This window comes from Winogradskyella marina, from assembly GCF_015645385.1.
In the GTDB taxonomy this organism is placed as follows: Bacteria; Bacteroidota; Bacteroidia; order Flavobacteriales; family Flavobacteriaceae; genus Winogradskyella; species Winogradskyella marina.
Genome location: NZ_JADOET010000003.1, coordinates 24,178 through 45,254 on the forward strand (window position 1 = coordinate 24,178; position 21,077 = coordinate 45,254).

General features: G+C 34.0%; 17 protein-coding genes. 4 read left to right on the forward strand and 13 right to left on the reverse strand.

The genetic code is table 11. The features are described 5' to 3' along the window. Positions 1 to 1,380 precede the first annotated feature (1,380 nt). The gene (locus ITJ86_RS05155) at positions 1,381 to 2,823 is read left to right on the forward strand and encodes an SLC13 family permease (RefSeq protein ID WP_195870555.1); all 1,443 of its coding nucleotides are present in this window, start codon (positions 1,381 to 1,383) and stop codon (positions 2,821 to 2,823) included. A gap of 299 nt (positions 2,824 to 3,122) precedes the next feature. On the opposite strand, the gene ITJ86_RS05160 is transcribed toward ITJ86_RS05155, so the two are convergent. Together ITJ86_RS05160 and ITJ86_RS05165 are read right to left on the reverse strand one after the other, a co-directional pair. Then, the gene (locus ITJ86_RS05160; protein WP_195870556.1) at positions 3,123 to 3,788 is read right to left on the reverse strand and encodes a DNA-binding response regulator; all 666 of its coding nucleotides are present in this window, start codon (positions 3,786 to 3,788) and stop codon (positions 3,123 to 3,125) included. 2 nt (positions 3,789 to 3,790) lie between these two features. Further along, on the reverse strand, positions 3,791 to 5,428 hold the full coding sequence (locus tag ITJ86_RS05165; protein WP_195870557.1) for a tetratricopeptide repeat-containing sensor histidine kinase: 1,638 nt from the start codon (positions 5,426 to 5,428) through the stop codon (positions 3,791 to 3,793). Positions 5,429 to 5,677: 249 nt separating this feature from the next. Here ITJ86_RS05165 and ITJ86_RS05170 point away from each other — a divergent pair, with 249 nt between their 5' ends. Next, on the forward strand, positions 5,678 to 8,926 hold the full coding sequence (locus tag ITJ86_RS05170) for a LamG-like jellyroll fold domain-containing protein (RefSeq protein WP_195870558.1): 3,249 nt from the start codon (positions 5,678 to 5,680) through the stop codon (positions 8,924 to 8,926). A 245-nt stretch (positions 8,927 to 9,171) separates the two neighbouring features. On the opposite strand, the gene hisS is transcribed toward ITJ86_RS05170, so the two are convergent. Further along, positions 9,172 to 10,557 carry a histidine--tRNA ligase gene (hisS, locus tag ITJ86_RS05175; protein WP_195870759.1) on the reverse strand — a complete coding sequence of 462 codons (1,386 nt, stop codon included), beginning with the start codon at positions 10,555 to 10,557 and terminating at the stop codon, positions 9,172 to 9,174. Positions 10,558 to 10,798: 241 nt separating this feature from the next. Here hisS and ITJ86_RS05180 point away from each other — a divergent pair, with 241 nt between their 5' ends. Next, the gene (locus ITJ86_RS05180; protein WP_195870559.1) at positions 10,799 to 12,040 is read left to right on the forward strand and encodes an ABC transporter permease; all 1,242 of its coding nucleotides are present in this window, start codon (positions 10,799 to 10,801) and stop codon (positions 12,038 to 12,040) included. Positions 12,041 to 12,124: 84 nt separating this feature from the next. Here ITJ86_RS05180 and ITJ86_RS05185 read toward each other — a convergent pair whose 3' ends face one another. From ITJ86_RS05185 to rpsF, 5 genes are all read right to left on the reverse strand, one after another. Then, positions 12,125 to 12,598 (reverse strand): DUF6495 family protein, encoded by a 474-nt coding sequence (locus ITJ86_RS05185; RefSeq protein WP_195870560.1) that lies wholly within the window; start codon positions 12,596 to 12,598, stop codon positions 12,125 to 12,127. A 131-nt stretch (positions 12,599 to 12,729) separates the two neighbouring features. Continuing rightward, complete coding sequence (locus ITJ86_RS05190; protein ID WP_195870561.1) at positions 12,730 to 13,602, reverse strand: glycerophosphodiester phosphodiesterase family protein; 873 nt, start codon at positions 13,600 to 13,602, stop codon at positions 12,730 to 12,732. Positions 13,603 to 13,713: 111 nt separating this feature from the next. Beyond that, positions 13,714 to 14,175 carry a 50S ribosomal protein L9 gene (rplI, locus tag ITJ86_RS05195; protein ID WP_195870562.1) on the reverse strand — a complete coding sequence of 154 codons (462 nt, stop codon included), beginning with the start codon at positions 14,173 to 14,175 and terminating at the stop codon, positions 13,714 to 13,716. Between the two features lie 14 nt (positions 14,176 to 14,189). Then, positions 14,190 to 14,489 carry a 30S ribosomal protein S18 gene (rpsR, locus tag ITJ86_RS05200; RefSeq protein WP_172837628.1) on the reverse strand — a complete coding sequence of 100 codons (300 nt, stop codon included), beginning with the start codon at positions 14,487 to 14,489 and terminating at the stop codon, positions 14,190 to 14,192. Continuing rightward, positions 14,489 to 14,839 (reverse strand): 30S ribosomal protein S6, encoded by a 351-nt coding sequence (rpsF, locus tag ITJ86_RS05205; protein WP_195870563.1) that lies wholly within the window; start codon positions 14,837 to 14,839, stop codon positions 14,489 to 14,491. Before rpsF ends, rpsR begins: the two co-directional genes overlap by 1 nt. A gap of 198 nt (positions 14,840 to 15,037) precedes the next feature. On the opposite strand from rpsF, the gene ITJ86_RS05210 reads away from it, so the two are divergent. Further along, entirely contained in the window at positions 15,038 to 15,733 is a 696-nt protein-coding gene (locus ITJ86_RS05210; RefSeq protein WP_008271090.1) for a LytR/AlgR family response regulator transcription factor, read from the forward strand. Positions 15,734 to 16,010: 277 nt separating this feature from the next. Here ITJ86_RS05210 and priA read toward each other — a convergent pair whose 3' ends face one another. The 5 genes from priA to ITJ86_RS05235 form a co-directional block, all read right to left on the reverse strand. Beyond that, positions 16,011 to 18,464 (reverse strand): replication restart helicase PriA, encoded by a 2,454-nt coding sequence (gene priA, locus ITJ86_RS05215; RefSeq protein ID WP_195870564.1) that lies wholly within the window; start codon positions 18,462 to 18,464, stop codon positions 16,011 to 16,013. Continuing rightward, positions 18,464 to 18,889, reverse strand: coding sequence for a DUF2147 domain-containing protein (locus ITJ86_RS05220; RefSeq protein WP_195870565.1), 426 nt, complete (start codon positions 18,887 to 18,889; stop codon positions 18,464 to 18,466). The genes priA and ITJ86_RS05220 overlap by 1 nt, the downstream gene beginning before the upstream one ends. Before the next feature lie 145 nt (positions 18,890 to 19,034). Continuing rightward, the gene (locus ITJ86_RS05225; RefSeq protein WP_195870566.1) at positions 19,035 to 19,895 is read right to left on the reverse strand and encodes a tetratricopeptide repeat protein; all 861 of its coding nucleotides are present in this window, start codon (positions 19,893 to 19,895) and stop codon (positions 19,035 to 19,037) included. Positions 19,896 to 19,920: 25 nt separating this feature from the next. Beyond that, the gene (locus ITJ86_RS05230) at positions 19,921 to 20,355 is read right to left on the reverse strand and encodes a hypothetical protein (protein WP_195870567.1); all 435 of its coding nucleotides are present in this window, start codon (positions 20,353 to 20,355) and stop codon (positions 19,921 to 19,923) included. Between the two features lie 62 nt (positions 20,356 to 20,417). Next, positions 20,418 to 20,948: a hypothetical protein gene (locus ITJ86_RS05235; RefSeq protein ID WP_195870568.1), complete on the reverse strand. Its 531-nt coding sequence runs from the start codon at positions 20,946 to 20,948 to the stop codon at positions 20,418 to 20,420. Positions 20,949 to 21,077: the final 129 nt, after the last annotated feature.

A 21,077-nucleotide genomic window follows, 5' to 3' on the forward strand; every position in this document is an offset into this window, starting at 1 on the left:
GAATACCATACACCAAAGTAGTAGCGAATGGTGCTTGCAATTTCCTAATAAATCGTTTTGACTTTTTGGCTTGGTTTATCCTGAGCGTAGACGAAGGGTTTTGTGTCAAGACAAATGCGACAGCATTCATGACTTCCTATAAAAAACAAATAGAAACGACAGGAACTAAAATGAACGTAAAAAAAATAGACGTCTGTAGATAACTTCCTAACAATTCGTTTTGGCCCGATAACTATAGGGATTGCTTGATTTATCCTGAGCGTAGTCGAAGGGTTTTGTGTCAAGACAAATACAACAGAATTATCTCATACCAATTAAAAAACACCCCTAAGAGCTACGCTCGCTACTTTCAAAACAAAATGCATTTTGTTTCTCAGCAATCCTCAAGGGGACATCCATACCATTGAAAACCCCATATCCACGTCAACCTACTAGGTAAAAACGAACAAACCCTCAGAAACCAAAAGCTAACAAATGAGCAACACCCCTATTCCGACAACGTCGGAACCAACGATTTTCAGAAATAATGAGCAACAAGCAAACTTAACCTACTAAATCTAGGATTGGAAATAAGAGTAAAATAAAGTATTCTATAGATTAAAGCAGTAGCGAATGGTACGCAGTAATTTCCTAACAAATCGTTTTGACTTTTTGGTTCGTTTTGTGTCAAGACAAAATGAACGTTAATTTTTATTTTGCAGTAAACAGAGCTTTTGCCGAGGCAACAACACTCACAAATTAATAAACACCCCTAAGGTCCCCTCTAGGGGACAATCCCACCATTGAAAACCCCATATCCATATCAACCTACTAGGTAAAAACGCCCCCCCAGAAACCAAAAGCCCACAAAACAGCAACACCCACATTCCGACAACGTCGGAACCAACGATTTTCAGAAATAATGAGCAACAAACAAGCTTAACCTACTAAATCTAGGATTGGAAATAAACGCAGAGTAAAGAACTCAAAACATCAATGTATTAGCGAGTGGTGCTTTGGCAAATGCGATAGCATTCACGAATACAATTAAAAACAATAGAAATCCATGAGTAATTTCCTAATAAATCGTTTTGACCTTTTGGTTCGTTTTGTGTCAAGACAAAATGAACGTTAAAAAAAAAACAGCATCCCCATATCATAACCATATCATCCCCGTGTCATAAGCGTGTCATAAGCGTGTTCGCTATAGTTTTTTCCTACAACCAAAACAACATAAAACCAATTCACCAAAAAACAACCACTACATTTTTTTCAGAACCTTCAACAAAAAACAAAAATATTTACAATACCTTTCCACAAAGAAATCACAAGTAAAGAATCTCTGTAATAGCATAAGCCCGAACCCTTAAGTAACGACAAACAATACCCTTTCGGATTACAATGAAATCAACAAAACAAAAAATCGGCATCGTATTAGGACCATTATTATTTATCCTAATTAAACTTTACGTACATCCTGAAGGTCTAAACGACTCCGCAAACGCTATATTAGCCTCAACAGCATGGATTGCCGTATGGTGGATTACCGAAGCCATACCAATTCCTGTGACAGCCTTATTACCGATTGTTATATTTCCACTATCTGGAGGCATCTCTATTGCCGAAACAACAGCAGCTTACGGTCATAAATACATTTTCTTATTTCTCGGTGGCTTTATACTAGCCATTGCCATTGAAAAATGGAACCTTCACAAACGGATTGCGCTTAACATCATTAAAGTGGTTGGCACCAACGTCAGCCGAATAATCTTAGGGTTTATGGTTGCAACAGCCCTATTATCCATGTGGATTTCAAACACCGCTACCGCAGTAATGATTTTACCCGTAGGAATCGCCATTGTATTACAACTTCAAGATAATCCAGCCACCAAAAAGAATGAAAATTTAATATTCGGAAAGGCCTTAATGCTAGCCATCGCCTACAGCGCGTCTATTGGTGGAATTGCAACCCTAATTGGCACACCACCAAATCTTATATTGGCTGGAGTCGTAGAAAGCACCTATAACACCGAAATAACATTCGCACAATGGTTTATGTTTGGTTTCCCTATTAGTATTGTTTTATTAGTAATATGCTGGATTTACCTCACCCGTTTTGCTTTTAAATTTGAACAGAAAGAGTTTCCTGGAGGCATCAAAGAAATCGATAATCAACTCAAAGCTTTAGGGAAGATATCTTATGAAGAAAAAGCAGTCTTAATCATATTTTTAATAGCAGCAATAGCATGGATTAGTCGATCCTTCGTACTAACAAAATGGGTACCAGCCATAGACGATACTATAATTGCCATTATAGCATCATTAATTTTGTTTTTAATTCCGAATCGCAACAATAATCAAGCACTATTAACCTGGTCCGATGCTGTAAAATTACCTTGGGGCATCTTATTATTATTTGGAGGCGGCATGGCATTAGCAAGCGGATTTGAAACTACCGGATTGGCAGCATGGCTAGGAAATCAGCTAACATCCCTAATCGGAATATCCATTATTGTATTGCTATTTGTACTGATAGCTGCAGTTAACTTCTTAACCGAAATAACATCCAATACCGCCACAACAGCGATGCTTTTACCAGTATTAGTCGCTTTAGCAGCCGTACTAAATATTCATCCGTATATTTTATTGGTGAGTGCAACCTTAGCTGCGTCCTGTGCTTTTATGATGCCTGTGGCTACACCACCTAATGCGGTGGTTTTCGGTTCGGGTTATTTAAAAATTGAGGATATGGTAAAAAAAGGCATTTGGATGAATGTCATTTCAATAGTCCTAGTTACGTTCATTGTCTATTATATTTTACCATTAATTTGGAACCTACAATAGAAAACTAATCAGCATTATAGCCTGTAATTAAACACCTATCTACTGATAGGCAGGCAGTCGATACTTGATAATTACCACTGTAATGTCAGGTTGAGCGCAGTCGAAACCTATTATATTAATCAGTACTATAATATCAAATGGAGCGCCTATCTGCCAACAAGCAAGCAATTAAACCCTAATTCAACAAAAAAGAGGCAACCTTATCAAAGTCACCTCTTATCACCAGACACACTATATATAGTATCCCCTACAATATTATAATTAAGTTTAGACTGGCTTTTTTTATGTCTGAAGCAATTCTAAATCAAACCTAAATCCTTAGAAATAGCCACAAGATGAATAGCATTATTAGCCTTAAACTGCACTCGAAGTTTATTTAATCGCTTTTCAATAGTGCTCAAACTACTTGGCATAATACCTTGAGACTTTAAGCTGCTACTAATCTCATCTTGAGAACGGCCTTGCGATAACATTTTTAATAAGGTAACATCATAGTCATCAATTTCTAACTGAGACTTTGGCTGCAATGCTTTTTTGACTTGTGGAGACACATAAGTTAAACCCTTAGAAACAGATTGTATGGCATCTGCTAATTCCATAGAACCGTTACGATCCTTACAAACGTAGGCATTAACCTTATGCGTTTTAACCAAACTACGTATTTTCTGAAGTTGATCTTTCATAGAATATACGATAATCGGCAAATCCGGAAACTCTGCTCTAATCATGGCTATAAGCGATTCTCCTGTCTCTAAGTGAGTAGTTCTATGATCTTTCTTAAAAGACAAGTCTGTAATTAACAAATCAAAATTAGTGTTTTCTAAATCTGCTTTTTTAAGTTTCAAGTACGCTTCATCACAATATTGAGAAGACGTTATAGTCGCTACATGTAACCCCTTTAGTACTGTAGCAATACTTGCGAGAATAGCATCATGGTCGTCATTAATTAATACATTTTTAAACATTACTAAACAGTGATTTTAGATTTAAACCCTTGGTTTGGTTCCGATTCAAAAGTAATAGTTCCATTAATAGCTTCAATACGGTTTTCCGTATTCTGAAGTCCAGAACCCTTTTTTAACACAGTTCCTATACCATTATCACTATAACTTACATGAATTTTTTTATGCGTTTTATTAAATACAATAACAACAATAGACGCCTCACTATGCTTTCGCATATTAATTAACAATTCTTGCAACACCTTATATAGCGTTGTTTTTCTGAGTTCTGAAACACTATCCCAAGTCATATTAGAAAGCCCTTTAACAATGATGTTGGTCTCCGCATCATTAAAACTTTCAAGCAATTCTTCTACATTAAAAATAAATGGGCGATCACTATTAATAAGATCGTGTTCTTTTGAAATATCGCGTGTTTTATGATATAATGAATGTAGTTCTGATTTTAAATCTTCACCTATATGATCCTGATGTTCTAACTTGGTCATCACATGAAATAAATCATTCGCCACCTCATCATGAATACGTTTAGAAATGCGATGTTCGGTTTCATAAACTTCTAACAAGGTTTCTTTTTTATGCTTAAATCGCTGATAAATATGAATAAATACAATCACAAGAACTATAAATACAAACACAATGACAATACGCTCTTTTAACTTCTTTGCATCTTGTAATTCGGCTTCTTTTTTAGACACATCGTACCGAATCATCGCGTATTTGTTTGTCGCCTCTTGTTCTACCTTTTGCAAACTATCATTCAAGCGTTTAAATGACCGAGCATAATGATCATCACTTATCGCTGTGAGTAAACCAAGCGCTCGGTTTTTATAAGACGCAGAACCTAAGTTTTTAGCAAAATTTAATGCTTTTAAAGCATACTGTTTGGATTGAAACGTATCACCTACACTATTAAAATGTTCTGCCAAATGAGCATGACTAATAAATAGTTTTGAACTGTCTTGCTTTAGTTCCCTCAACGCTAAGGACTTCTTAAGAAGCGGTAACCCTGTAGAATCATTTTTAAGAAGTACTCCTAAATTATCCAAAATCATGGCATGGGTCAGCGTATCTTTTATTCGTGGTATTAAATGAAATGCTTTTAATAATTCCGTTTTAGCACTAATTGTATCCTTATAGTTTTTATGTACAATTGAGATGTTATTATAAACAATAGCACTATCTGCAGTGGTTTTTGCCATTTTCAAGGTCTCATTGTAAAGTTCAAGAGCTTTCTCTTTATTCCGCTCTTCATTATAAAGGATTCCCAATAAATTATAGAAACTCTTCCGTGTGCCTAATACAAAAGGAGTAGGCTCTATACCATCTATAATCTTAAGACCTTTAACAGCAGAGTCTTCACTGCTATCATAAGCACCTTGCTTAAGTTTGATACTTGCCAAATAATACAAATAATAAATAGTTTCATTTGTATTGTCTGTAGCTACAGCTTTTTTATAATGTATTTTAAAAAAGTCCTCAGCTTTAAATAAGTCTTCGGCATTCTGTGGTTGTAACACTAAATTAGAATAATGCGAAATGCTATCAAGATATGTTTGTCCAAAAGCCTTCTTTTGCGATACCAATAGAAATAAGCCGATATAAAACCAAAAAAAGAGGAACGAAGTAGATATTAATTTCATTCCTCTAAAATACTAAGATTTTAATTATTTCTACCTAATAATGAAACCGTAACCAAACCTAATAGTTCCAAGTCTATGCAATCGGTTAAACACAAATCATTCCCCAACAACGTATACCTATATCTATCGGATTAATTTAAAAACCACTACAAAAATAGCATTTCGTCGGATTTTTTTGCGTTTTATAGATGTTTATTCGAAATTTATTCTATATTAGCGCCATAATTATTTCATTCAACCCCAAATCTGATGAAAAAAATTACGCTGGTCTTTTATCTTTTATGTATCGTTCTTACGTCTAGTTATGCGCAGCAGATAGATATTGTAGAAGCTACGAAAAGTGGCCTATTAAATTGGTCGCTGTTAGACAATTACAACCATAACAGCGCTTTTATAAGTAATAACGGCTATATAAGTATGTATCATCCCGTTAATACAAACAGTTCTATGGCATATAGACCTCATAACGATATTCTAACCATAAGCTCAGTAGATCACGATACTACAGACAACATTAATTTCACCACAAACACACCCTCCATATTATGGGGAAATAACGGTGCTCAGTTAAATACAATAGCATCACCTGTTACGATTAACTTAAGTGCTGACATTAATTCAGATATCACAACACCTGTTTCATATACTGCTCTTCAACGCATTTGGAAATTTGTTCAGCTTAGTGAAGAGTCACCAACATTACGGCTTTCAATCCCACAAGAAGCCATTAATAACACCGCCACTAATGGTGACTATTATATGCTTATATCTGATTCAGACAACTTCGATTCTAATCTCGAATTCAAAACTCTAAGGTTAAATGACGATAATAATTTAGAAACAGAATTCAATGTTTTAGATACAACCTATATCACATTTGTTTTTTCGCCTGTTATAACGGCTGAACGCTCTATTTATTTCAACGGTTCTAACAGTTATATTGATATGCAAAATACTTTAGATTTAAATCCAGATGGTTTTACAATCTCTGCTTGGATAAAACACAACTCAGACAATTCAAATAACGCTTCTATACTTTCTAAACGAGATATTGCATTTACTAAAGGTTACGACTTAACGCTTACAAACACCAATACTATTAACATTAATTGGAAAAATGAAAGCAGTCAATCGCTCACCTCCTACACTAGTATTCCTGCGAATCAATGGCATCATATTGCTGTTACATACAACGGCGCTGTCGTATCAATTTACATTGATGGTGTTTTAGATAATACTTCCGAAGTCACAGCTCCCATTGCCACAGATGCATCATTTTTTATCGCAGCTGCAGGAAAAAACACACCAGTACAACATTTTAAAGGCCATATAGATGAAGTTCGTATTTGGAGCACCTTCTTAACCGAAGACCAATTGCGTTTTATAATGAATCAAGAAATTGCTAATGACTCAGGACAAGTTATCGGGAAAGAGTTACCGATTTCACTGACTAAAAACGAAATTAACTCATTGCCTTGGTCAGATTTAGCAGCGTACTATCCGATGACCAATTTCACCTATAAAAGCACCATTGATGCTTCTGGAAAGAATAATAATGGACTCCTGAAACAAATACTTACGCTCGACAAAGAAACAGCTCCACTACCATACAAATCAAAACAAAATGGTGACTGGGATAATAATACAACATGGTCTTTTGGTAATTTACAATACATACCTGGTTCAACATCTATTGTAGACTCGAATAAAACTATAGATTGGAATATTGTAAGAACAGTGCACAATGTAACCCTAGATAATTCGCTTCTACCAGCACAAAAAGACAATAACAGAACTATTCTTGGCTTATATGTTGATGATAATGAGTTAAAACTTACTGGTGAAACCACATCCAATTCTGGAAACGGTCTAACCATAACACATTATTTAGGTCTTACTGGAAAAATAGATTTAGATGGAGAATCCCAACTCATTCAAACCTTAGATAGCGATTTAGACGTCATTTCTAACGGAAAAATTGAGCGCGATCAACAAGGAACAGCAGATACCTATACGTATAATTACTGGTCGTCACCTGTAAAACGTATAAATTCAGAATCCAATAATTTTAGGATTATGGATGTTCTAAAAGATGGCAACAATCCTAATGAGCCAACAGAGATAAACTTTTCATCTTCCGGTTATAATGGAGCTGCGACCCAACCTATTAAAATTGCAGATTATTGGATTTGGAAATACAGTACCATAGCAAGTAATAATTATGCCGCATGGCAACACATTAGACGAACAGGTACTATTTTACCAGGTGAAGGTTTTACGATGAAAGGCCCTGGAACTGGTTCTGTGTCAACACCTCAAAATTATGTATTCTCTGGTCAACCTAATAATGGAGATATCAACCTTCCATTACTTGCCAATAGCGATTATTTAGTTGGAAATCCTTATCCATCAGCAATAGATGCTTTACAGTTTATTAAAGATAATGGTCCAGATGTTGCCACTAATACAGCACCATTAATCAGTGGAACATTGTATTTCTGGAATCATTGGGGAGGAGGTTCTCATACGTCACAAGATTATGAAGGTGGTTATGCCACTTACAATTTTTCTGGAGCTGTAGCGGCTGCATATAAAGGCAATAATTTCACAAGTTTAGATACAGACGGTGAGCCTACAAAAAAACCAAAACGTTATATTCCTGTTGGTCAAGCCTTTTTTGTTAATGGACATAATGCAGGCACTATTAATTTTAATAACGGTCAACGCGTGTTTAAAAAAGAAGGAGACCCTTCCGTTTTTATGCGAAGTGCGAATAACACAACAAGCAACAATAATACTGCTACCGAAACTGAAGATACAAGAATGAAATTCAGAATTGGTTTTAATTCTGTAAATACTATTCGTCGTCAATTACTATTAACTATAGACGAGCATACAACCACAGGAATTGATTGGGCTTATGATGGCGAAATTAATGAGGAACAAATAGATGATATGTTCTGGCTTATTAATGATGAAGCCTATATAATTCAGGCTAGTAATGAGGCTGAAACATCGTCTAGTTATCCAATAGGTATCAAAACGAATACTAATGGTATAAATACGATAATGATTGATGCTTTAGAGAATGTTCCTAGTGACATTAATGTCTATTTACATGATAATGCACTAGGCATTTATCACAACTTACGAACAAGCAATTACGATGTTTACTTAACTGAAGGTGACTATCTCAACCGTTTTGCAATTACATTCGGGATACAAGAAGACTTAGGTATTGAAGATCAAACTGCGAAGTCTATAGATGTTCTCTATTCTAATTCCATCGAAAAGATTGTGATTGTCAATCCGCATCAAATCAAAATAACCGCAATGAATGTGTATAACATGTTAGGACAATCTGTAACCACGTTTAGTTCGATTGAACAACAAAATTATTCAGAATATAACATAAAGAATTTAAGTACCGGGACCTATATTGTTAAATTACAAACAGATACAGGATTACTGGTAACCAAGAAAATATTAGTTGATTAGATTAATTGTTTTTAGTTAGTGATTAGAAAGTCTCAGTTGGTAAAAGCTGAGGCTTTCTTTATTGGTTCAAACAAAAGAAAACCGGTTATTAAGAGATAAAGTTATTGGTAGCACTTAGGATATGATAAAATTACTTTTAAACATTAAATAATCTTTAAAATATTAACTTTCTTATGTTTTGCGTAAAGCCTAACGAATCAATAACAAAATAACTTAATTCCTTAGCAATTCATTACTGCAATAAATTAATTCTTCAAAACGTCCAAAAGCGCATCAAAATCTAACTTTTGCTGTTCACCTGAAGCCATATTTTTTAATGTGAATACTTCAGACTTTAATTCTTCTTCACCCATAATTACAACAAACGGAATATGACGTCGGTTCGCATAATTCATTTGTTTTTTCATCTGCTTACCTGAAACAGCTGCATCTGGAAATAACTCTGCCTTTACATTGGCACGTCTTAATTTAGTTACAGCACCCAAACTAAATAGGGCTTCTTCCTCTCCAAAATTAATAAAGAGTACTTTAGTAGAATCTGCTATGGTTGATGGAAACAAATCCAATTCCTCTAACACCAAATAGATGCGATCTAAACCAAAACTAATACCAACTCCACTCATATCTTTAAGTCCGAAAATCCCAGTAAGATCATCGTAACGACCTCCTCCGCCAATGGACCCCATTTTCACACCTTCTGGTGCAGACACTTCAAAAATAGCACCTGTATAATAGTTTAAACCTCTTGCTAACGTCACATCTAATTGAAGTGTTGCTGTTTTTAGTTTTAAGTTAGAAATAGCAGTATTAATAAATTCGAGTTCTTCAATACCTTTTAATCCAATTTCTGATGTACTTAAAATAGATTTCAAACTCTCTATTTGATTGCCGAAATCTCCTTTTAAGCTGAATAACGGTTGAAGCTTAGAAATCCCATCTTCAGAAATGCCTTTACCTCGCATTTCTTCTTTGACCTTCTCCTCTCCTATCTTATCTAACTTATCTAAGGCCACAGTAAAGTCGATGAGCTTATCTTGTGCTCCAATAACTTCGGCAATACCTGATAATATTTTACGATTATTGATTTTAATGGTAACACCTTCTAATTGTAATGCTGAAAAAACAGCATCATACAATTGCACGAATTCTACTTCTTGAAACAAGGATTTAGAACCTACGACATCAGCATCACATTGAAAAAACTCTCTAAAACGGCCTTTTTGTGGACGGTCTGCACGCCAAACAGGTTGAATTTGATAACGTTTAAATGGGAATTCAATATCATTTTGGTGTTGCACCACGTAACGCGCAAAAGGCACTGTGAGATCATAGCGAAGTGCTTTTTCTGAGATTTTAGGTGTCATTACACTTTCAGATTTTGCATTATAATCATCATCTGAAATTTTCTTCAAAAACTCTCCACTGTTCAAAATCTTAAAAATCAAGCGATCTCCTTCATCTCCATATTTTCCCATTAAAGTATCTGAGTTTTCAAAGCTTGGTGTTTCAATAGGTTGAAATCCAAAAATTTGAAACTGTTCCTTTATCGTTTCCATAATATAAGAACGCTTTGCAACTTCGGTTGCGTTAAAATCTCTTGTACCTTTTGGGATGCTTGGTTTTTGTGCCATATTATTTCCTACGAAAGTAGGAATCTCTTTAAATGAAACTTTATTTTTTTGCTCTGTCATTTCGAGCGTAGCCGAGAAATCTCATTATTTATATCAGATACACCTCAACTTCACTTACTATTGCATCACAAAAATATTATAATTTTTAGAGGTCTTACTAAGATAATTCAATTTTATAGTAACTTTATGCTGTTTAAGTCGTCATATACATTAAACAACCCAACTAACGCAGATAAAATCTATGTTTTCATTAGCTAAAGAGAATATCAGAATTGCTTTCGATTCTATACGAAGTCAACTATTACGAACCATTCTAACGGTTTTAATAATTGCAATTGGTATTATGGCTTTAGTTGGCATATTGAGTGGTGTTTCTGCATTAGAAAATACAATTTCTAGCAATTTCTCTTCTATGGGATCTAACACCTTTAATTTTCAGCGTTATGAATTTACAGCGCAACGCCAAAGTAGTAGAGAACGTCAGAAAATAAATCCTGTTATTAATTATAGAGATGTAAAGGATTTTGAAGACACCTATAATTTTCCGTTTACTAAAGTGGCTGTTTCTTTTTATGGGACATCTACTGCGGAAGTAAAATATGAAAACAAAAAAACAGATCCGGAAGTTGCTGTACTTGGTGCCAACGAATATTTTATTGAGAATTCAGGTTTAGAAATTGAATTCGGACGATCCTTAAATGTGTTTGATGTTGAGAATAGTAATACGGTTTGTGTTATTGGAAGCGATTTGCAAAAGGCCTTATTTCCTGTTGAAAACCCTGTTGGCAAAACCATCAGCATTAGAGGCTCTAAGTTTAAGGTTATCGGTGTGTTGAAAGAAAAAGGGTCTACGTTTGGGAATAATCAAGATTTAAGGGTGATTTTACCCATTCAGAAAGCGCGATCTATATTTACTAACGCTAATATTAATTATAGTTTAAGTGTAAAAGTAGATAAGAGCGATATGTTAGAAGCTGCTCAAGATGATGCTATTCTTACGTTTCGAAATATTAGAGGTCTCAATCCTATTGAAAAGAACGATTTTGGAATTGAGCGTAGTGATGATTTACTTAATCAGGTAGCACAACAGACAGCAGCGCTTTATGTCGCTGCTTGGATTATTAGTATCATTACTATTTTTGGATCTACTATTGCTTTAATGAATATTATGTTGGTTTCCGTTAGCGAACGCACCAGAGAAATTGGGGTCAGAAAAGCACTTGGTGCCAAAAGCAAAACCATCGCCTTTCAGTTTTTTATGGAAACCATAATTATTGGTCAACTTGGTGGCATTTTAGGAATTATCCTAGGAATTTTAATAGGTTTAGCGGTAGCCAATGGATTTGAACTGGACTTTTCTACTCCTTGGGTAGCAATGATTTGGGCTACAAGTATAGCGTTTATTGTGGCTGTCGTTTCCGGATTGTATCCTGCAACAAAAGCAGCTAAGTTAGATCCTATTGAGAGTTTGCGTTATGAGTAATAACATTACTGCGACGGAAGAATCTATTAGTAAACCCAAAAGTTAATAGTCTTTTGAACTTCTAACTTCGTACTTCCCACTTTTTCACCCCTTAATCAAGTCAGCAAAATAATTAAACAACTCACCTTTGGTAATATTCGCACCAGTCTGAATCATTTTGAATATATCCATATGTTTATCTTCCGAATACTCTTTTTTCGCGTTAAAAAACTCAATAGCATCAGATAAGAGGTTATTTCTCAACCATTCAAAGCCTTCTTTTGTTGTAAAATCGACTTCTGGTACATCTATTTTTATCGCTATTAAACGCATGCTTTTTTCATTGCATTCAAATAGATGAATTTGCTGAGGTGAAATATGTTCTAGATACTTTACTTTACTTAAAACACCAAACCAAACTAAATCACTAAACACGTCTAATTCCTGTTCAGCAGCTTCTGGTTTGTTCTTTTTAATATCTTCCCACTCATCACCTGTAATTGATTGTGTGGCTAAAAAGTTGATGAATTCTTGGTGTAATTCTTCAAATTGCTCTTTTGTTAATCTTGTGTATTTCATTTATGCTGAATTTATTTCAGTATCTCATTAAATATCATCCTACACGTGATGCGGAATCTATTTAATTTATAATCTTTTTCAAAAGCATTTCGACTGCGCTCAATGTGACAGATAGAAACACTTCAATTTTTTTAATTATTTATAGCCTTAAAAGCTTCAAAAGGTCTATCCGTTGCTATAATGTCTGCGCCATTTTCTTTCCACTGAACATATAATTCATCACCTCTAGCTTCTGCGCTTTTATCTAAGTTCCCCAATGTGCCAAGCATGCAAACAATGTTATTATCGTGCAATGTTTTATAAAGTGATGCTTCTGATAATCGTGTTCCTGTAAAAGCTAACATGTTTTTTGTTGGAATTCCTGCATCCAATAAACGGTCGAATTCATCATTATTTCTAGCAGGAACAGATATTAATAATTCTGGTGCTAGTTGATATGCCGTTTTAGCTTCTTTAACATCATAGGTGATGATGACACTAACATCTTCAGCTTTTGCTTTTCTTATGGCTTCAATAACAACGTCGTGGCTTACCGATTTTTTAATATCTACGGTTATGATAACATTATTCTTTACGCTCCAGTTTAAAACTTCAGAAAATAATGGAATTTTAAACGTGGTTACATTGCCATAATCATCCTTTAAATTAAACTTTTTCAATTCGTTATAGGTTAACTCATTAACTTTCCCACTTCCTGTAGTTGTTCTGTCTATAGAATTATCGTGTAGCAAAACTAATTGACCATCTTTGGTTTGTGCGACATCAATTTCATAAACCGCAACAATACTATCGTTAACGTATTTTAAGGTTTCTAAACTATTTTCAGGATAATTTACTAATCCTTTTCCACCACGATGTACACTTATATTTGGGTAATCTGAATTTGAGGCTTTAAAAAGCGAAACCAATTTAGAGGGCTGTACTTCGGAAACGTTATCGGTTGTCGGTGTATTTTTACAACAAATAAATGCACAAAATGTAAGTAGGTATAAAAAATGTTTCATCTTAAAACAATAATTGAGACTATTTTGGTTAAAATAACAGTAGGTCTGGATAAAAAAATAAAAAAAACCGCTTAGTAAACTAAACGGTTTTTTAAAGTTGTAATTAAAAGATTATGCGTCAGCAATAACTTCGAAAGTTAAATCTACAGTTACTGATCTGTGCAATCTAATTGCAGCTTCGTACTGACCTAAACGCTTAATGTTACCACCATTGATAGAAATAAATTTCTTTTCAACATCGTGACCTGCGTCTTTAAGTGCAGCAGCTAAATCTATAGTGGTTATAGAACCAAATAATTTATCTCCAGCAGTAGCACCAGTTCCAGCTTTAGCTGTAATTTTAATATCTAAACCATTTAAAGCTTCAGCAGTTTTTTCAGCATCAGCAATAATTGTTTTCTCTTTGTAAGCTCTTTGCTTTAAAGTTTCTGCTAATACTTTTTTAGCAGAAGAAGTTGCCATTATAGCTTGTCCTTGAGGAATTAAAAAGTTTCTACCATAACCGTTCTTAACAGATACAATATCGTCTTTAAATCCTAAATTATCAACGTCTTGTTTTAATATAAGTTCCATTGTGTTATGATATTTTATTTTAATAAATCAGCAACGTATGGCATAAGCGCTAAATGTCTAGCTCTTTTTACGGCCACAGATACTTTTCTTTGATACTTTAAAGACGTTCCTGTTAAACGTCTTGGAAGTAATTTACCTTGTTCGTTTACAAATCCTAATAACCAGTCTGCATCTTTATAATCTACATACTTGATTCCAGATTTTTTGAAACGACAATATTTTTTAGTCTTAGACGTCTCGATATTTAATGGAGTTAAATATCTAATTTCACCGTCTTTTTTTCCTTTTGCTTGTTGTTCTATAGATGACATAATTACGCTTTTGCTTTTGCTTTAACTTTCAGTTTTTCTCTTCTTCTCTCAGCCCATGAAATAGCGTGTTTGTCTAATTTCACAGTTAAGTAACGCATAAAACGCTCATCACGTCTAAATTCCACCTCTAAAGGTTCAATTACTTCACCAGCAACAGTGTACTCAAATAAATGGTAAAAACCACTTTTTTTGTTTTGGATTGGATAGGCTAATTTTTTTAGTCCCCAATCTTCTTTTGATACCATCTTAGCTCCTTTAGAAACGAGGAAATCCTCATATTTCTTTACTGTCTCCTTTATCTGATCGTCAGATAAAACGGGATTTAAGATGAAAACAGTTTCATAATGATTCATAATAATTAATTTTGTTTATTGTTAAAACGGGTGCAAAAATACATATAATTTCTATATCTAACAACGTTTTACAAGTAAAAATTCAATAGATTTTAGTCAAAAATATTCTGTTAATTATTACGGTTTGTCGGTATTATTTGTTTTTTAACCGAATTTATCGTACTATTGTCGATATCTTAACCTAAAATTAATAATGTTATGACTTTAAACTGTGTAGTTGTTGATGATTCTGCGATTCAGCGTCTCTCTATAGTAAAGTTAATTGAGAATCATTCCTCACTTAACCTTATAGCAGAGTATAGCAGTGCGTTAGAAACAAAAAACGGTCTTAATACCCATAAGGTAGATCTTATCTTCTTAGATATAGAGATGCCTGTATTAAACGGTTTTGAGTTGCTAGATGTGCTCAACAACAAACCCCAAATTATTTTTGTTACCGGTAAAACCGAGTATGCTTTTAAAGCATTTAATTACGATGCCACCGATTACCTTCAGAAACCAATCACAAAAGAACGTTTTAATACTGCTGTAGAAAAAGCTATTGAGCAGCACAAATTAAAACTAGACTTTAACGAAACTGATGGTGAGCATATCTTTGTAAAAAGTAACCTTAAAAAACGTAAAGTTTATATTAAGGATATTAAATGGATTGAAGCACTTGGCGATTACGTAAAAGTAGTAACTGAAGAAAACAGCTTGGTAGTACTATCTACTATGAAAGCTTTTGAACAAGAGCTACCCGAAGGTAAGTTTTTAAGAATTCACAAATCCTACATTGTGAATCTCGATAAGATTGACCGATTTAACAGTAAAAATGTTGAAGTTGGTGCTTACGAAATTCCATTGAGTCGAAATAAAAAGACCCAATTAGTAGATGCTTTAAATAATATGTAGAACATTACATTTACATATAAAGCATTACATTATAAATTATAAAGAATCCTGAGCAATTTGCTTAGGATTTTTTAGTTTAAAAAAACTAATTATTAGATTTTTACACTCCTAAAGTCCCCTCAAGGGGACAATCTATTTGACTAACTTTTTAATATAAATTGAAAATTAATTAGAAATAGAATAAATTACCTTTAAGAAATTTAAGTATTCTTGACAAATAAAGTCCCATTAATTAAACTTTAGGGATGTTTTGAAAACCTAATAAGTCTAAGTTTCATTAATAATTATCCACATTAATTACCACCCTCACTGGTCTAAAGTCTTTAACAGCATTAAAACTATTATCAATTTTCTGGATCGCTTCTTTAGTTTTTAGTAATGACTGTTTTGGTGGAATTTTAACCAATATGTTTTTGTGATACAAATTTCGAATTCTTGAAACCGGTGGAAACTCAGGTCCCAAAACATTAGCTTTAAATAATTGTTTTAAAGATTTGGCATACCAATCTGCTGCCATATTCACACGATTATAATCCTTATGTTTAAACGTAATTTTTATTATTCTGTAAATTGGTGGATACTTGTAATTGTAGCGTTCGTTCATTTGCTCTGCAAACATTTCTTTATAAGAGTTGGTTGAAACTTGCTGCAGAATATTATGATGCGGATTATAGGTTTGAATTAAAACTTTACCTCGCAAATCTGTTCGTCCTGCCCTACCAGAAACCTGCGCCATTAATTGATAACTACGTTCGTGCGCTCTAAAATCTGGAAAGTTGAGCAAGTTATCAGCATTCATTATACCAACTAATTTTACGTATCTAAAATCTAATCCCTTTGTTAGCATTTGTGTACCAACCAAAATATCAACTTCGCGCTGTTCAAAGCTGTTTATTATTTTCTCGAAACCGTATTTTCCTCGCGTCGTATCTAAATCCATACGTGCCACTTTTTTTTCAGGAAATAACACTTTTACCTCTGCTTCTATTTGCTCAGTACCGAATCCTTTGGTGTCTAAAGTTGAATTTCCACAACCTTGACAACTCTTTAGCATTGCCGAATTATAACCACAATAATGACAACGCAACTGATCTCTGTATTGATGATACGTTAAGCTTACATCGCAATTAGGACATTGCGGTGATGTTCCGCAAGTAGTACATTCTATTATCGGCGAAAATCCTCTTCTGTTTTGAAACAATATAATCTGGAAACCTTCCTCTAAGGTTTCGGTCATTTCTTCAATAAGTCGGTCACTAAAATGACCTTTCATTCGTTTGCGCTTGTATTTATCTGCCAAATCTACCAATTCAATGTCTGGCATTAACACATTATTGTAACGTGTATTTAATTCTACCAAACCATATTTACCTTGGCTCGCATTAAAGTAACTTTCTAAACTTGGTGTCGCAGACCCTAAAAGGGTTTTTGCTTTAAATAAATTTGCCAACACAATGGCAGCATCTCTGGCATGGTAACGTGGCGCAGGATCGAATTGTTTATAAGATGACTCATGCTCTTCATCAACGATAATTAATCCTAAATTAGTAAATGGTAACAGTAACGACGAACGTGCTCCAATAACTACTTGCGCTTTTTCGGAATTCGTCAGCATGTTTTGCCAAACCTCTACCCTTTCATTTCCTGAATATCTGGAATGAAAAACAGCCACTTTCTCACCAAAATAATCTTGAAGTCGATTAACTAACTGTGTCGTTAATGCAATTTCTGGCAACAAATACAATACTTGTTTTTCTTGCTCTAATTGTTTTTGAATAAGCTGAACATATATTTCAGTTTTACCAGAAGACGTTACACCATGTAATAATGCAACAGATTTTTCTTTAAAAATGGTCTCTACGTCATCATAAGCCTGTTGTTGTGCTTCACTTAAGCGTTTGGCATCGGCATCACCTTCTCCATCAAACTGAACACGATCGACTTGAATATGATATTCTTCTAATATTTGTTTATCAATTAACGTTTTAATTATACTTGTTGAAGCACCGCTACGCTCAGACAAATCTGAAACTTTAATGGGTTGCTTTATCGAAGCTTCCATGGTGAACAGTGTTAAAACAACTTCTCGTTGTTTTGGCGCACGACTTAATTCTTCTAACAACTCCTGAAGCTTCTCTTGTGATTTGTGGTTATCATGAAGTTTTACATACCGCACTAATTTTGGTGTGTATTTTTCGTAAAGTTCTTCCTGTAAATTTAAAACACCCTTTTTTACTAAGCTATTAATAATAGGTAGTACACGCTTTTTATCTAGGATGGACACAACATCATTAATTTTTAATGAAGACTGATGTTGTAACGCTTCATAAATTAAATATTCGTCATCTTTTAATTCAGATTCCTTAATATTTGCTTTTTCATTTTTAGAGATAACCGTTTCACTTTCTAACAAAAAAGCATTTGGCATGGCAGCACGCAATACTTCACCTAAACTACACATGTAATAATTAGAAATCCAGTTCCAATGTTGTAACTGCATTTCAGTTATTACAGGCACATCATCTAAGATTTGATGAATGGTTTTTGGTTCGTAAGCCGTTGGTGGATTTTGATGAATGGTGTAAACTAAAGCGGTATAAATTTTACTTTTTCCAAAAGGCACAGCAACTCGCATACCTGGTTTTAAGAACTGAGATTCTGCTTCAGTAATATGATACGTAAACGCTTTTTGAAGCGGAATTGGCAATATGACGTCTATAAAATGTAGCATTATTTAACACGCTTCCAATATTGAGTTCTGTAGAAAAAAGCTAAATAACCTCTTACCTGAAGAGTGTCCGAGTCACCTTCGAGCTTAAGACGGCAACGGTATGTTTTTCCGTTTTCTGGATTTAGAATTGTACCTCCATCATACACACCACCATTTTTAGATAACCCTTCTATAAAGACTAATCCAACGATGCGCTGGTCTTTTTTATCACCTTTACAATTACTACAAACTCTGTATTCTACCTCTGGATTAAAAACAGCTATAATTTTACCATATATCTTACCATCTTCCTCATAAACTTCAACTATAGATTTTGCATCACCTGTGTTATCATCTATGGTTTTCCACTTGCCAACAATGCTCTGAGCTGTGAGATTAAAAAACACCATGAACAAAATAAAAAATGCTATTGCGTTTTTAATCATATTTAAATTTTCTGTAGTTAGTACTTCAAATGTAATAGGTTTAATTTAAAAAACCATCTCGAATGAAGATGGTTTTTTAAAACTTTGAACTCAATTATTAATTAATTTGATATATATACATTACTGTAACCAATCTAAAAACAAGTTACCCTCCTATTTTTAACAACTTACGTAGTGCTGCAGTATCTTTCTTTTTTTCCACTTTAATAGATTTACTTTCAGACTTAACTGTTGTGTTTTTTTCAGTTTTAATTGCCTTTCTTCGCGATGCCTTGTTATTATCTTTTATAACCACTGCCTGTTCAACTTTTGGGCTGTTTGATACTGATCCACCAGCTTTTTTATCTGCAAGGGCACGCCATCTAGCAACTTCAACATCAAAATCACCTAAATATATTTTATCGTAAAGCGCTACAGCAGCATTATATTTTTCTTGCTCTTCATAAATCCAAGCTAATAATAACAGCTCGTGTCTCGTTGACTTTGTATTTTCTTTATTCGGATTAAGCTCTAAACTTTTATTCACATCTGCTTCAGCTGCTTTAATATTACCTAAATTAAACTGCAACTGTCCACGCATAAAGTAAGCAATTGCATTGGGTGTCATGGCAACCATTTGATTATACTTTTCTAAATCGGTTTCTCTGGCGTTTTCCCTAGCGATTAGTTTTTTACTAGTTCTTTGGTAATCGAGATGCTTAAAATACACATCGCAAGTATAAATTAATTCGTATTGCGTAGCTACCAAAAGGTCTTTTCGAGCTAACTGACCTTTATGAAATTTTTTATTGATATCTGGCTCCACAATTTGCGCATCAATTTGAGCTGCATATTTAGGAAGTGTTTCTCTTAAACATGCCTTTAACGTATTTTCAGTTATCGGTCGTTTTAAACTTTCTGCTTCCAAACATGCACACACATCTGTTCTAAAACCATTTTTGTAAGATTGCGCAGTTACAGAAAACAGTCCAAAACAACCGATAAAAAACAACATGCTAAGTTTCATATAATGTAATTTAAAATGTCTTTCTTTAATTTTCTTCTTCGTCTTCTTCTGTACCAACAAAATAAGCTTTCACGGCAGTCATACAAAACTTAAGCGCATTCTTGGTTCTGTTTAAATTAAAGGTTGCTTTTGCTTGTCGCATAAAAGGTGCATCGCTGATATCTTCAGCGATATCTGGCACTTCTTGCCAAAGACTATCAGCATCTCTTTCTGCACGTTCCATCAATTCATCTTCAATCTCTACAGGAACATCCACTCCTGCTTTAACTAAACTATCGTAAACAAAAACCTTATGATACAATTCAAAAGAGTGTTTTACAAAATCATCTACACTGGTAATTTTCGAATTTCGTTTAGGTTTTTTAATACGCTTTTCTTGCGACCAACTTAGCATTGGTAATAAAAAAAGAATAAACAATCCTATGGAAAAATAACGCAGCACTGAACAATGTAGTCTCATAATCGATGGATTTGTTAAGGTTTATACTTGAAATTAAATTTGTAATAAACGTGATAAATGAATTAATAATTAATAGTACCATTCATTGTTAAAATGGCTCCTGAATCTACATTGATAACAGTGGTATTACTAAACACCACTTGTTTTGCCGTTTTATCTACACTAAAGCTTGAACCACAATCTGTATTATCTGCTGAAGTTGTTGGAGGCGTAGAACACACGTAGCTAAACTCTTCACCATTTTTAAGAATAGTCATTGAAATAGCTTTTTGCACATCTGCATTATCACCAACTGTAAACTCTGCGGCAACTATTACAAATGCATTTAAAAAATCTCCTATACTTGGCTCTCCATTATTAAACGTTGTATTTTCATCTGATAGCACCACAGAACTTGTAGTGCCTGTTGTGTCTAAAGCATCCTCATCTATATTTCCAACCACAAGGCTAGTACCAACTTCTGAAGTATCGGATCCAGACAACTGAATAGTTCCAAAAACAGAATTAGTGTCCGAACTGTCATCACTACTAGAGCAACTTACCATGATTAACGCGATTAAAGCAATTTTTAAAATGTTACATTTAGTTTTCATTTTCTTTTCGATATTTTGATTAACACATTCTTATTAACAGTTAAAGAACATCATATTATTCACCTAAACCTATAGCCAACTTATTATCGTTGGGTTTGAATATATTAACGTCGTGTTTGTAGCTGATTT